The sequence below is a fragment of the Sodalis sp. RH15 genome, assembly GCF_047324255.1.
Taxonomy (GTDB): Bacteria; Pseudomonadota; Gammaproteobacteria; order Enterobacterales; family Enterobacteriaceae; genus Acerihabitans; species Acerihabitans ligni.
In genome coordinates this window covers 5,728,525-5,741,563 of the sequence record NZ_CP178738.1, presented here as the reverse complement: position 1 = coordinate 5,741,563, position 13,039 = coordinate 5,728,525, and the positions used below count along the sequence as shown (strand labels likewise).

The 13,039-nt window shown below is 59.9% G+C and carries 11 protein-coding genes; 6 read left to right on the top strand and 5 right to left on the bottom strand.

The window, feature by feature from the left end; genetic code table 11:
- Window positions 1–8: 8 nt before the first annotated feature.
- The 5 genes from ACL2XO_RS25985 to ACL2XO_RS25965 are packed head-to-tail and all read right to left on the bottom strand — an operon-like array spanning window position 9 to window position 4,737.
- Complete coding sequence (locus ACL2XO_RS25985; protein ID WP_413741870.1) at window positions 9–1,157, bottom strand: branched-chain amino acid ABC transporter substrate-binding protein; 1,149 nt, start codon at window positions 1,155–1,157, stop codon at window positions 9–11.
- 37 nt (window positions 1,158–1,194) lie between these two features.
- Complete coding sequence (locus tag ACL2XO_RS25980) at window positions 1,195–1,908, bottom strand: ABC transporter ATP-binding protein (protein WP_413725943.1); 714 nt, start codon at window positions 1,906–1,908, stop codon at window positions 1,195–1,197.
- Window positions 1,901–2,671 (bottom strand): ABC transporter ATP-binding protein, encoded by a 771-nt coding sequence (locus ACL2XO_RS25975; protein WP_413725942.1) that lies wholly within the window; start codon window positions 2,669–2,671, stop codon window positions 1,901–1,903. The genes ACL2XO_RS25980 and ACL2XO_RS25975 overlap by 8 nt, the downstream gene beginning before the upstream one ends.
- Window positions 2,668–3,777: an ABC transporter permease subunit gene (locus tag ACL2XO_RS25970; protein WP_413741869.1), complete on the bottom strand. Its 1,110-nt coding sequence runs from the start codon at window positions 3,775–3,777 to the stop codon at window positions 2,668–2,670. The genes ACL2XO_RS25975 and ACL2XO_RS25970 overlap by 4 nt, the downstream gene beginning before the upstream one ends.
- Window positions 3,778–3,786: 9 nt before the next feature.
- Window positions 3,787–4,737: a branched-chain amino acid ABC transporter permease gene (locus ACL2XO_RS25965; RefSeq protein WP_203520428.1), complete on the bottom strand. Its 951-nt coding sequence runs from the start codon at window positions 4,735–4,737 to the stop codon at window positions 3,787–3,789.
- A gap of 173 nt (window positions 4,738–4,910) precedes the next feature.
- Here ACL2XO_RS25965 and ACL2XO_RS25960 point away from each other — a divergent pair, with 173 nt between their 5' ends.
- From ACL2XO_RS25960 to ACL2XO_RS25935, 6 genes are all read left to right on the top strand, one after another.
- Window positions 4,911–5,846, top strand: coding sequence for a LysR substrate-binding domain-containing protein (locus ACL2XO_RS25960; protein WP_413741868.1), 936 nt, complete (start codon window positions 4,911–4,913; stop codon window positions 5,844–5,846).
- 219 nt (window positions 5,847–6,065) lie between these two features.
- Window positions 6,066–7,406, top strand: a complete 1,341-nt coding sequence (locus tag ACL2XO_RS25955) for a sugar ABC transporter substrate-binding protein (RefSeq protein ID WP_413725939.1) — start codon at window positions 6,066–6,068, stop codon at window positions 7,404–7,406.
- 152 nt (window positions 7,407–7,558) lie between these two features.
- Window positions 7,559–9,157: a sugar ABC transporter ATP-binding protein gene (locus ACL2XO_RS25950; RefSeq protein WP_413741867.1), complete on the top strand. Its 1,599-nt coding sequence runs from the start codon at window positions 7,559–7,561 to the stop codon at window positions 9,155–9,157.
- Entirely contained in the window at window positions 9,147–10,142 is a 996-nt protein-coding gene (locus ACL2XO_RS25945; RefSeq protein WP_413725937.1) for an ABC transporter permease, read from the top strand. The genes ACL2XO_RS25950 and ACL2XO_RS25945 overlap by 11 nt, the downstream gene beginning before the upstream one ends.
- Window positions 10,143–10,150: 8 nt before the next feature.
- Complete coding sequence (locus tag ACL2XO_RS25940) at window positions 10,151–11,500, top strand: NtaA/DmoA family FMN-dependent monooxygenase (protein ID WP_413725936.1); 1,350 nt, start codon at window positions 10,151–10,153, stop codon at window positions 11,498–11,500.
- Between the two features lie 58 nt (window positions 11,501–11,558).
- Window positions 11,559–12,776, top strand: coding sequence for an acyl-CoA dehydrogenase family protein (locus ACL2XO_RS25935; protein ID WP_413741866.1), 1,218 nt, complete (start codon window positions 11,559–11,561; stop codon window positions 12,774–12,776).
- Window positions 12,777–13,039: the final 263 nt, after the last annotated feature.

Genomic DNA, 13,039 nt, shown 5'->3' with positions numbered 1-13,039 from the left:
CCGTAGGGTCAGTTGCCGGCGCCGCCGCCCAGTACGCTTTGCGGCACCCATTTGCCGTTAGTCACCCGATAAACGGTGAATGTGGGATTGAGCAGGTTGCCCTGGCCGTCAAACGCAATGATTCCGGTGACGCCCTGATGTTTGATGGCGCGCAGTTTCGGCAGGTATTTCGCCGGATCGGTGGAGTCGGCCTGTTCTATAGCGTCAATCAGCACGCTGGTGGCGTCATAAGCAAACGGGGCGTGCAGTTCTATATGGGTCTTGTAGCGGTCGATATAGGCCTGTTCGAATGCTTTGCCCCCCGGCATTTTATCAATGGGAAGGCCTGGCTCCAGCGCCACCACCCCTTCCCCCTCTTTTTGCGCCAGCGTCAGGAAGGTCTGGCTGACAAAGCCGCCCGCGCCCATCAGCGTGGCGGGCAGCCCGAGCTGTTTAATGCGCCTGGCGAGCGGCGCCGCCTGCGAGTCCACGCCGCCGAAAAAGATCAGATCGGCGTTTTTACTGCGGATATTGGTGAGAACGGCGCTGAAATCAACGGTCTTATCATCGATATACTCGCGATCGATAATATCTACTCCCTGTGCCTTAAGGGACTTGATGAATTCGTCGGCCAGGCCTTGGCCGAAGGCGGTACGATCGTCGAGAACGGCAATACGTTTGGCTTTCAACACGTTTACCGCGTATTGCCCGGCATCATTGCCGCCGTCGTCATCGTGGCCCATGACGCGGAAACTGGTGTCAAAACCCTGTTGGGTATAGGCATGGCCGGTGGCGACCGGCGCCACCTGGGCAATGCCCGCGTCATGGTAAATCCGGGCCGCCGGAATACTGGTCCCGGTATTCCAATGCCCAACCACCCCCACCACGCCTTCGTCCACCAGGCGTTGCGCCACGGCAACGGCGGTGCGCGGATCGGACTGGTCATCTTCCGATACCAGCTTGAAGGTCACGGCCTTGCCGTCAATTACCGGTTTTTTATTATTGGCGTCGGTGATGGCTAACTGCGCGCCGTTCTCCAAATCCTTGCCGATTCGGGCGGAAGGGCCGGTGAGGGGCCCGGCAAGGCCGATCAGGACGGTTTCGCCGTTCGCCGCCGCGCTGTTGAAGGCGGCTAAAACCAAAGATGCCAGCGCCAGTTTGCTAAAGGTATTTTTCATAAAGGTTCCTTGTTGTAAGTAGTGTGAAATCAAGTGGTTATTCCCCCAGATAGGCCTGCCGGATCCTGGCGTCGTCCAGCATGTCCCCGGATTTGCCGCTGTGGCTTATCAAGCCGCTATCCAACACGTAGGCGCGGTGGGTGGCTTGCAGCGCCAGGCGGGCATTTTGCTCCACCAGCAGCAGCGTTACGCCCTGTCCGCCGATGCGGTGGATGACCGAAAAAATGGCCTCAACCATGATCGGCGCCAGCCCCATCGAGGGCTCGTCTAAAATCAGCAGGCGCGGTTTGCCGAGCAGGGCCCGGCCCATGGCCAGCATTTGCTGTTCGCCTCCCGACAGCAGGCCGGCCGGTTGTGAAAGGCGCTCCTTCAGGCGTGGGAATATGCGATAAATTTCCGCCAAATCGCGTTTGACGCCATTGCCGTCGCGGCGCAGGTATGCGCCGATTTGCAAATTCTCCAGTACGGTCATGCGGGCGAAAATTCCCCGGCCTTCCGGGACCATGACCAATCCCTGCTTTAGCAAATGATAGGGCGGTACACCGCGAATGGATTTCCCGGCGAACCGGATCTCGCCGCGAAAGTCCTGCAGCCCGGTCACGGCCCTGAGGCTTGAGGTCTTACCCGCGCCGTTGGCGCCAATCAGGGTCACCTGCTCCCCGTCGGCGACGTCAAAATCGATCCCCTTGACCGCATGGATCCCGCCATAGGAAACGGTTAATCCCCGTACGGAAAGCAGTGGGTCAGACATGAGCGTTCCCTCCCAGATATGCCTGGATTACCGCCGGTTCCCGGCGCACCGTCTCCGGCGCGCCTTCCGCTATCACCTTGCCGTAATCGAGCACGGTGAGCCGGTCGCAGATCCCCATCACCAGTTTGACGTCATGTTCAATCAGCAGCAGGGTTTTGCCGTCATCACGGATGCGCATCAGCAGGTGTCTCAGATCGACTTTTTCCGCGGCATTCATGCCGGCGGCGGGTTCATCCAACGCCAGGAGAAGCGGATCGGTGGCCAGCGCGCGGGCGATCTCCAGCCGGCGCTGGTGTCCATAAGAAAGAGAGCCGGCGCGGTAGTGGGCGAATTGGCTGATGCCGACATACTCCAGCAGCTCGTAGGCCCGTTCGTGGGTCTGCGCTTCTTCTTCCCGCGCGCGCCGGTGGTGGCTGATGGCGGCCCATAACCCATTGCGCGTGCGCACATGCCTGCCTACCATCACGTTTTCATGAACGCTCATGTCATTGAATAAGCGCAGATTCTGAAAGGTGCGGGCAATTCCCGCCCGGGTGACTTTTTCAATGTCATGGGGCCGGTAAGGCATGCCCGCCAGTGCAAATACCCCCCGATCCGCCCGGTATAGTCCGGTAATCAGATTAAAAAGGGTGGTTTTCCCGGCGCCGTTGGGACCGATAAGGCCGTAAATCTCCCCTTGGTTGACGGTCACATTGACGTCATCCACCGCCACCAGTCCGCCAAAGCGCTTGCTGACGTTTCGTAAGGCCAGGAGGGGCGTCATGGATGCTTTTCCCCGTGATGGCGGGTCGGCCATAGCCCGGCCGGGCGAAAGAGCATCACCAAAATCAATGCCAGCCCGTAAAACAGCTGGCGGATGATTTCCGGGTCGATGATTACCTGGCCAAACAGCGCCTGCTGCAACGGGCCGGTGCTGCTGCGTAAAAATTCCGGCAGCGCGGACAGCAGCAGCGCGCCGAGAATAACCCCGGGAATATGGCCCATCCCGCCGAGAACCACCATTGCCAGCACGGCGATGGATTCCTGTAGCGAAAAGGATTCGGGGGAAACAAAGCCCTGGAAGGCGGCGAACATCGCGCCGGCGATGCCGCCGAAGGCGGCGCCCATGGCGAAGGCCAGCAGTTTAAAGTCACGGGTATTGATACCCATGGTCCGCGCGGCTTCCTCGTCTTCGCGAATGGCCGTCCAGGCGCGGCCGATGCGCGAGTGCTGCAGGCGAATGCATATAAACATGATGAGCAGAATCAGCGCGGCAAACAGGTAGTAATAGAGATAAAGGGATGAGACGCGCACGCCGAACCACTGATGCATGCCGGAGAACCTAAGGCCGAACAGCGAGGCCGGGTCGATGCCTGAAATACCTTTCGGTCCGTTGGTAATGTTCACCGGGCGGTCAAGATTGCGCATCAGAATACGGATGATTTCACCGAAGCCGAGCGTCACAATCGCCAGATAATCGCCGCGCAGGCGCAGCGTCGGCGCGCCGAGCAAAATGCCGAATGATGCCGCGAGCAGAGCCGCCAGGGGAACGATAATGATCACCGACAAATGGAGCCCCTGGGGAAAATACTGCAGCAGCTGCGGAAACTGCGTGGTCAAATGCGGCGAGGAGAGCAGTGCGGCAAGGTATGCGCCGATAGCGTAAAAGGCGATAAAGCCCATATCCAGCAGGCCGGTGAAACCCACCACGATATTCAGGCCGAGGGCCAGCATGATATAGAGCAGGGCGAAGTCCACCACGCGGATCCAGTAATTCCCTCCGGACGGACCTATCAGCAGCGGGGCCAGCGCCAGGCCGGCGACAAACAGCCACATGCCGAGGTGCGCGCGCCGGCGGGAAGCCGGGAAAAAAGTATTGAGGGTTGTCATAAGCGGTTCCTAGGCGCGGTTGGCGACGCGTTCGCCCAACAGTCCGGAAGGCCTGAAAATCAGCACGGCGATCAGTACAATAAAAGCGAATATGTCTTGATAGTTGCTGCCGAAGTTACCTTTGGTGAGCTCGCCGAGATAACCGGCTCCCAGGGATTCGATCAAGCCGAGCAGCAGGCCGCCGAGCATGGCGCCGCGAATATTGCCGATACCGCCCAGTACCGCGGCGGTAAAGGCTTTTATCCCCGGCAGGAAACCCATGGAAAAACCGGCGTTGCCGTAGTTGCTGGCCATCATGACGCCGGCCAGCGCGGCGAATGTCCCGCCGATGGCAAAGGTGAGGGTAATAATGCGGTCGGGATTGATACCCATCAGGCCGGCGACCTGGGGATTCTCCGCCGTTGCGCGCATGGCGCGGCCCAGGCGGCTATGTTCCACCAACAGCAAAAGACCGGCCATCACCAGGCAGGCGATAACCAGCGTGGCGATACCGGTAACGGTGATGACCGCCGGAGCATGCGTCCCGTCGCCGCGGGTGAGGGGGATGGGATCCATCGGCAGGAGCTGCGGAAACATCAGCGGATTGCGCGACCAGATAATCATCGCCAGGGTTTGCAGCAGCAGTGACACGCCGATGCCGCTGATCAGCGGCGCCAGGCGGGGAGCATGGCGTAAGCGGCGATAGGCCAGGCGTTCGATTGCCATAGCCACCAGAGCGCATACCGCCATCGACAGCAATACCGCCAGCAGCAGCAGGACATAAACCGGCAGGCCGGGAAAATGGCGCTGAAGAAATGTCACGACGGACAGTGCGCTGAGCGCCCCCACCATCAGTAAATCGCCATGGGCAAAGTTGATGATGCGCAGAATGCCGTACACCATGGTATAGCCGAGCGCCATCAGCGCATAAATGCTGCCGAGGGTGAGCCCGTTAATGGCTTGCTGGATAAAGGTATCCATACTGCGAATGTCCTAAATAAAAAGGAATGCATGGGCATACCCTAATCGTTTAGTTTAATTAGTGAAATACCGATAAATAATTATTTATATCAAAAATAGTAGTTTTTAATTTATTGTTTTAAATATATAAATAATAAATTAGCAATTCAGATTGGCGATGAAAGAATCAATATATGAAAAAAACAGAACAATATGGATATGCACCGAACGACCTTATCCCGCCGACGGCCTTGGCCGACGATCCCCCTTTACGGGCCGTCCGGGCATTCGAGGCCATCGCGCGTTTGGGCAGTGTCACCGCCGCCGCCCATGAACTGGATATCTCACCCTCCGCCGTCAGCCACCAGCTCAAAATTCTGGAAGCCTTTTTGCAAATGCCGCTGACGGAACGGCAAGGGCGCAATCTTATCTTACGTACAGAAGGGCGCGAATATTATCGTTCCATACGCTCCGCCTTTAACGTGTTACGCCAGGCCACGGAGCATGTCAGGGAGCAATCCGCCTCCCGGCAGGTAACCATCAGCCTGATACCGCTGTTCGGCATGGGCTGGTTTATCCCCCGCATGAGTGGTTTTTTGCAGGAAAATCCCGACATTGATATTAACGTTGTCTATGCCAACCATCGCAACTACCCAAGTGACGCGGCGGATATTTCCATCCGCTTCGGCGCGGGCCAGTGGCCGGGATATCGCTGCCAAAAATTGATGTCGGGGAAGATGATTCCGGTTTGCAGCCGGAGCTTTATCAAGTGGCATGGCCTGATAGATACGCCGGATCAGCTCTCAGCCATGCCGTTGCTCCATGATGAAGAGCGCAACACCTGGATGGCATGGTTCCAGAGCATCGGCGTCAAACGGCCGCTGCGCAGTTCCGGACCGTTGTTCGAGGACGGCCTGCTGACCCTGGCCGCCGTGCAATCAGGGTTGGGCTGCGCACTGATGCGCGAGCCTCTGATCGCGCCATATCTGCTGTCGGGAGAGCTGGTGAAATTATCGGACCATGCCATCGACGACGGGCGCGATTATTATCTCTGCGTCAGGCAAGACAGCGAGCTATCAAAGGAAGGGGTGAATTTGCAAAATTGGCTGGTCAAAGAGGCGCAGCGATAAGGCTGTTTTTCCACGCGCCTTCGGCCGGCAGGTTACTCAGGCTTCCGGTTCATGTTAAATAAATAACTATTTAAAGTTAAAATTGTTATTTTTAAATCGTGATATTTAACCGTCTAATAGCAGGCTTTCTGGTCTTAACCACGGCATGGCCGGTGGGATAAGACGTGATTTCGTCGGTGGCTATTGCCCTGACGTTATTTTTTATCCAGGAGCGACTGCATGGCATGGCGTTTAGATCCGCGCAATTTTCCCGATTTCACGCAAAAGAAAATCATCGATAAGCATCTGGACCGGCTGGATACCCATGGCGTGTCCAGGCGCGATTTCCTGACCCTGGCATCCGCCGGCGCGGTGGCCGCCGCCACCGCCAGCCTGACGCTGGGATTTCCGTCGGCGGCCGTGGCGGCCCCCAGCGGGAAGCTGGCCTATCTCTCCTTTAACGTCAACGAATACAACGTGCAGACCGATAAGGCATTCCAGGCGGCCAGCCGTGAGTTCGGCCTGCCTTACGCTTTCCTGGACGGGCAAAACGACGGTCAGCGCCAGGTGAATCAATTTGAAGAGCAAACCGTGGCTGGGGCAATCGGGGCGGTATTCAACCTGGCTGACGGCAGTTCGCTGCGGCGGGTATCGAGCCTGGCGCAGCAAAATAAGCTTTTTTTCGGCAATTTCTGGAATACGCTGCCGTGGTTTACGCCTTTCGACGCCAGTGAGTATTACACCCTGTATGCCGTGCCCGAAGAGTTCGAAGCCCACCGCGCGGTGACGGTGGAGCTGCTGCGCACCGTCACCGAGAAATTCGGCGGCGGCGATATCGTGGCGGTGACCGGCATTGACGGTTATGTATCGGACATCGCCCGAAGCCGGGGCCGGGACGATGCCTTCAAAGACTTTCCGAAAACGCGGCTGGTGGACAAACTGCCGGGTAAGTGGAACCGCGAAGACGGTCTGAAGGCTACCGACGATTTGCTGACGCGCAATAAAAACGTGGTGGGCATCGTGGCGCAAAATGACGATATCGCCCAGGGGGTACTGGCGGCTCTGCGCGCCCGCGGCCTGCGTCCGGGCGAAGATGTCTTGGTAGTGGGCGCCGACGGCACCACCGAAGGGGTGAAATCCATTATCGGCGGCAGCCAGCTTGCCACCAGCGCCAATAGCCCCGCCTATGCGGCGGCATTGTTTACCGCTCGCATCTACGATGTTACGCACGGTTGGACGCCGCGCGCTTCGGAGCGGGTGCTTAACTGGCAATCGCTGAACCTGACCCGGCGCAACGCGGATGTTTATCGTAGCCGTTTTGTCGATAACAACGGCGTGGCGCCTTTTGACTATAGGCGTCTCTCCCATGTGCTGCACCCAAGCGATTGGGATCCCCAGGCGCATGTTTACCCCATCAACCTGGAAAAGGAGTGGACCGGCATTCCCAAGCCGGCGGGTTATCAATTGCCGAAAGAGTATACGGATGCGCGTAATAACGGCGAGTTTGAGCGCGTGCGGGCGGAGTATGCCGATCATTACAAGATCAAGTTTGACGGACCGTCCCCCAATGTTAAAAGCTGACGTTTTTTCCACCGCCGCGCCGCCGGCGGTACTGTCTCCATTGTTGCCAAGGCCTCAGCCGCTATGGCCGCGTGCCGGCGACGCCGCCCGTTATGCGTGTGCATCATCCCTGAATGGCGCGTTTTGGCCCTTATTCAACGGAGCATTCCGCCATGGAGCATAATCTGCTCGCCGTGAACCATCTGGGCAAACGCTATGGCCGCACCCTGGTGCTGGATGACTTGTCGCTGCTCATTCCCGCCAATAAAGTGGTGGCGGTGATCGGTGAAAACGGCGCCGGCAAATCCACGTTAATGGACATCATCAGCGGCATCGTGCCGCCGACGTCGGGGGAGATGCTGGCGCGGGGGCGCCCGTATCAGCCAGGCAATTACCGCGCCGCCCTGGGCGAAGGCGTGTCGCGGGTGTTCCAGGAGCAATCGCTTGTCGCCAATGTGCCGGTCTATGAGAATCTGTTGCTGGGTGAAGAGGCGCGTTTTACCCGCGCAGGGCAATGGCTGGATAAACGGAAAATGATCGCGGCCGCCGAGGGGATCGTCGAGGCATCGGGTTTTGATATCGATGTGCGCAAACGCACCGGCGATTATGATTTTTCCAAACGCCAGGCCATTGAAATCGCCCGCGCCTGTTTAACCCCGTCGCTGTTACGCGGCGTCAGCCAGCCGCTTATCCTGCTGGATGAACCTACCTCCGCCCTGGACCGGCGCGATGAGGAGATATTTTTCCGCCTGGTGGCGCAGGTCAGGCTACAGGGTTCGCTGCTGTTCGTTTCACATCGTCTGAGCGAGGTGATGAGCCATGCCGACATTATCTGCGTGCTGAAGGACGGCAGGCTGGTGGCGACGCTCTCCCCCGGCGAGACCGATGAGAGCGGCCTGCACCGGCTGATGGTGGGCCGGGAGCGGTCGGCGGATCACTATTACCAGCAGCGGCAGGAGGACGTCAGCGCGAATCCGATACGGCTGGAAACCCGCCGGCTGGCTCAGTCGGGGTCGTTCCAGGATGTTTCCCTACGGGTGCGGGCCGGCGAGGTGCTGGGCATCGGCGGACTGCTGGATTCCGGTAAAAGCGCGCTGGGCAAAGCGGTGGCCGGCATTACCCCGCCGGATGACGGCGAGGTGAGCCTTGAGGGGCAATCAACGCGGCGCCCCGACATCAGGCGTTTTATCCGTCAGGGCCTGGGCTATATCCCGGCGGAACGGCTTACCGACGGTTTGATTGCCCGTTTTTCCGTGGCCTGGAATTTCTCGCTGGCCGGCGGCGGCGACCTGTTTGCCGGCCGGCTGGGGCTGTGGCGTCTGCGCCGGGAACAGCGGGACGTTCAGCGCTATATCGAGCAACTGCGGATTCGTTCCGCGACGCCGGTGCTGGCATGCTCCCGTCTTTCCGGCGGCAATCAGCAAAAGGTGGTGCTGGCGCGCTGGCTGTGCCGCAGCCCGAGGGTACTGGTGTTGGATAACCCGACCCGCGGGGTGGACGCCGGCTCGAAAGAAGAGATTTACCGGATTATCCGCGAACTTACCCAACAGGGCGTCGCCATCCTGCTGATTACCGATGAACTGCTGGAATTGATCGGTTTGTCCAATCGCATCCTGATCATGCGCCGCGGCCGGGTGGTGAAAGAGCTGGCGGCGCCTCCCGACCAAAAGCCGGGGGAGCGCGACATCATCCCCTGGATGTTGCCGGACGGCGCCTCCCGTCCCGACGAACCTTCCGCTTTTCCTCTTCAAGGAGCCGGTTATGCAAACTGATCTCCCAACCGTATCCGCCAAAACCAACCGGGCCGGCGACTTTTTACGGGCCATTGATAAAAGCTTCTGGTTTCCCGTCGGCGTGGTCGTGGCGCTGTTCGTTTTTTTCTCCCTGACCACCGACTCCTTCGCCACGCTGCGCAACTTTACCGCCGTCAGCGGTCAGGCGGGCGCGCTGTTGATTGCCTGTCTGGGGGGCAGCTTTATCATCCTGATGGGCAGCATCGATCTGTCCATCGGCGCGATGGTGCTGCTGTCCGGCGCGGTGGGGGTCACCCTGATTAACGGCACGCCGCTGGGATTTGCCGTGATTCCCGTGGTGACGGCTATCGGCTGCCTGTTCGGCCTGTTGAACGGCGTCATTTATGTCTATGGTCGCATTCCGTCATTTATCGTGACGCTGGGCACCCTCTCCGTATTCAGCGGACTGGCGCTGAAAATCCTTGATGGCCGCGCCATTGAGTTTAATTTGCCGGGCTTTGAAACCCTCTCTATCGGCCAGGCCATACCCCATTTACCCAATATCACGCTTTGTGCGCTGATTGCCTGGGCGCTGATGGTGTTCGTGGCCGTTCGCACCCGGTTCGGCCGCTATATGTATCTTATCGGCGGCGGCGAAACGGTGGCGCACACGGCGGGCGTGCCGGTCCGGCGCTATAAGCTTTATGCCTTTATCGTCGCCGGCGGGCTGGCGGCCATCGCCGCGCTGCTGTCAGTCGCCCGGCTCGGGGCGTCGGGTCCTTCCCTGGGCAGCGATCTGCTGCTCAACAGCCTGGCGGCCATCGTGGTGGGCGGCACCTCGCTTTCCGGCGGGGTGGGCGGCCCCCACCGCACGCTTATCGGCGTGCTGATTATCGCCATGCTCGACAACGGCCTGAACTTGCTGGGTGTATCGCAATATTCACAGATGATGATCAAAGGCGCGGTGGTGATCGCCGCGGTGCTGGTCAGCCGCGAATCCAGCCTGCGCGTGAGCGTCAAATAGGAAAAAACATGCCAAAAAGATTGATATTCAATGCCTTTTCCATGAACGCGGTATCCCATGTCTATCACGGGCTATGGCGGCATCCCGAGACCCGGCAAACCGAACTCAACGATATTTCCGCCTGGGTGGAACTGGCGCGGATCCTGGAAAGAGGCAAATTCGACAGCCTGTTTCTTGCCGACGCCCTCGGACTGGACAGCGGCCATAACGGCAGTTGGGATATTTATGCGGAACAAGGCATCCATTTTCCGGTTAACGATCCCACGGTGCTGGCGGCGGCGCTTATCACCTCCACCGAGCATCTCGGCCTGGCGTTTACCAGCTCTATTTTGCAAAGCCATCCGTTTGATTTCGCCCGGCGGGTGTCCACCCTCGATCACCTGAGCCGCGGCCGCATCGGCTGGAATATCGTCACCAGCACCAGCCGCAACGCCGCGCAAAACTTCGGCTTTGACGCCCCGGTACCCCACGACGAACGCTATCGCTGGGCCGACGAGTATATGGCGGTGGTCTATAAGCTCTGGGAGCACTCCTGGGAGCAGGACGCGGTGGTTGCCGACCCTGTGGCGGGGCGTTATGCCGACCCGCGCAAAATCCACGCCATCGATCATCAGGGGGAGCGGTATCGGGTGCGTGGACCGCATCTCTCCAGCCCGTCGCCCCAGCGCACGCCCTTTTTGATCCAGGCCGGCTCGTCCACGGCGGGCCGGGCCTTCGCCGAGCGTAACGCCGAGGCGACCTTTGTGGTCTGCCTGACTCCCGAGGCGGCCCGCGTCGCCATCAGCGGGCTGCGGGCCGGGCTGGCGCGGGCAGGCCGGCGGCCTGAGGATTTACTGGTTTTCCAGGGGCTGTCGTTTGTGGTGGGAAGCACGGAAGAAGAGGCGGCGCGCAAGGCGCGCGCGCTGGACGAATATGTCAGCACCGATGGATTGGCGGCCCATGTGGGACGCGATCTGGGCATAGATTTCGGGCTGTTGGATCCTGATAAGCCGGTGGCGGATTTCAACATCGAAGGCTTGCAGGGCTTCACCCGTTTTTATGAAGAAGCTCATCCCGGCAAAAAGGCGCGGCTGGCGGATCTGGTGACGGCCATGTCCTACAACGGCCGTATCGTAGGTACGCCTGAACAAATCGCCCACCGCCTCGCATTGTGGCAAGAGGCGGGCATTGACGGCGTGAACGTGGCTTATCAGACCACGCCGGGCTCCTTTGTCGAGTTTATCGACCACGTCATGCCCGTTTTGGCGCGGCGCGGGCTGGCGCAGACGGAGTATGCGCCCGGTACGCTGCGCGAACGGTTTTTCCCCGGGGGGGAGGCGCGGATCAATGCGCGGCATCCCGCCCGGCGAAGCGACTGACCACCATTTCTTGCGGCGCGCCCGCCAGGATGCCGCTGCTTTTGATAAGGATAACACCATGACATTAGCTATTAATGCCTGGGGATTGCCCCCAAGCGAGCGTTATTCGTCGCTGGCGGAGCGATTCCGGCCGCTGTTCGCCAACATCCGCGCCGGCGCGCTGGAGCGGGAAATTACCTGCACGCTGCCGTATGAACAGATAGGCTGGCTAAAAGAGGCCCGTTTCGGCGCGCTGCGGGTGCCTAAGGAGTTCGGCGGTTTCGGCGCCACGCTGCCTGAGCTGTTCGGCCTGCTGATTGAGCTCTCCGCGGCGGATTCCAATATCACCCAGGCGCTGCGCGGACATTTTGCCCTGGTGGAGGATATTCTTAACACCCGCATCCCCGGCCGGCGGGAAAAATGGCTGCCGCGTTTCGCCACCGGCCAAATCGCCGGCAATGCCTGGACCGAGCTGGATTCAACGCTTCAGGGATTCTCCAGCCGCGTGAGCCGCGACGGTGACGGTGCTTATTTAAACGGCACCAAATTTTATACCACCGGCTCGGCATTCGCCGATTGGATTCATGTCGGCTGCGTAAACGATAATGACGAGCCGATATCGGCGATTATCCATCGCCACGCCCGCGGCGTCACCGTGGCGGATGATTGGGATGGTTTCGGCCAGACCCTGACCGCCAGCGGGACGACCGTATTCGACCATGCCCCTTTGGAGTGGGACGATGTCGCGCCGGAGGAAGATCGGTTTAACTACTCTCCTGCGTTCTATCAGCTGGTTATCCTCTCCGCCCTGGCGGGGGTCGGCCGGGCGGCGGCAGACGAGGTGGCCGGGGCGGTGGCGCGGCGAAACCGCACCTATTCCCATGCCGCGGCCACGCAGGCCGGCGCCGATCCCCAGGTGCTGCAGATAGTGGGTCGTATTCAGGGCGCGGCGTTCGGCGCCGGCGCCATCGTGCTCAAAGCCGCCGAAGCGCTCCAGGACGCCTATGACACTGCGCGCCGCGGCGACGCCAGGGAAAAAGAGGCGGTGGCGCTGGCGGAACTGCAGGCGGCGCAGGCGCAAACGGTGGTGTCCGGCCTGGTGCTTGACGCCACGGCGCTGATTTTCGATGCCCTCGGCGCCTCGGCGGTAAGGCGCGGAGCCGGCCTGGACCGGCATTGGCGCAATGCACGGACCCTGGCATCCCATAATCCGCGCATTTATAAAGACCGGATCGTCGGCGACTATGCGGTAAACGGCACGCCGCCGCCGCCGCAATGGACGGTAGGCAGCGCCTGAAACAATGGATATTGTCTTCCCCAGGCTACCCCGCCATGCACGCCAGCAGCCACTCCCTTAGCCGGACGATATCCTCACGGCTGGACTTATCTAGAGTGGTAACAAAATAGTAGTTGGCGCCCGGTAGCCGCCGGGCATTGGCGGGCGTCTCTCCGGACGTTTTTTGGGCAGCGCCGGTTCGGTGCGCTTGCTCATCATGTGGATGACGAACAGAGATTAAACACGTATCATTCAACCTCTGTCCTTCAAGCCATACGGGATTG

Excerpts from the sequence above, each read along its gene's own strand:
- ACL2XO_RS25960 (WP_413741868.1), top strand. The coding sequence starts at position 4,911 with ATGAAAAAAACAGAACAATATGGATATGCACCGAACGACCTTATCCCG.
- ACL2XO_RS25975 (WP_413725942.1), bottom strand. The coding sequence starts at position 2,671 with ATGACGCCCCTCCTGGCCTTACGAAACGTCAGCAAGCGCTTTGGCGGA.
- ACL2XO_RS25945 (WP_413725937.1), top strand. The coding sequence starts at position 9,147 with ATGCAAACTGATCTCCCAACCGTATCCGCCAAAACCAACCGGGCCGGC.
- ACL2XO_RS25970 (WP_413741869.1), bottom strand. The coding sequence starts at position 3,777 with ATGACAACCCTCAATACTTTTTTCCCGGCTTCCCGCCGGCGCGCGCAC.
- ACL2XO_RS25980 (WP_413725943.1), bottom strand. The coding sequence starts at position 1,908 with ATGTCTGACCCACTGCTTTCCGTACGGGGATTAACCGTTTCCTATGGC.
- ACL2XO_RS25940 (WP_413725936.1), top strand. The coding sequence starts at position 10,151 with ATGCCAAAAAGATTGATATTCAATGCCTTTTCCATGAACGCGGTATCC.
- ACL2XO_RS25955 (WP_413725939.1), top strand. The coding sequence starts at position 6,066 with ATGGCATGGCGTTTAGATCCGCGCAATTTTCCCGATTTCACGCAAAAG.
- ACL2XO_RS25950 (WP_413741867.1), top strand. The coding sequence starts at position 7,559 with ATGGAGCATAATCTGCTCGCCGTGAACCATCTGGGCAAACGCTATGGC.
- ACL2XO_RS25965 (WP_203520428.1), bottom strand. The coding sequence starts at position 4,737 with ATGGATACCTTTATCCAGCAAGCCATTAACGGGCTCACCCTCGGCAGC.
- ACL2XO_RS25935 (WP_413741866.1), top strand. The coding sequence starts at position 11,559 with ATGACATTAGCTATTAATGCCTGGGGATTGCCCCCAAGCGAGCGTTAT.
- ACL2XO_RS25985 (WP_413741870.1), bottom strand. The coding sequence starts at position 1,157 with ATGAAAAATACCTTTAGCAAACTGGCGCTGGCATCTTTGGTTTTAGCC.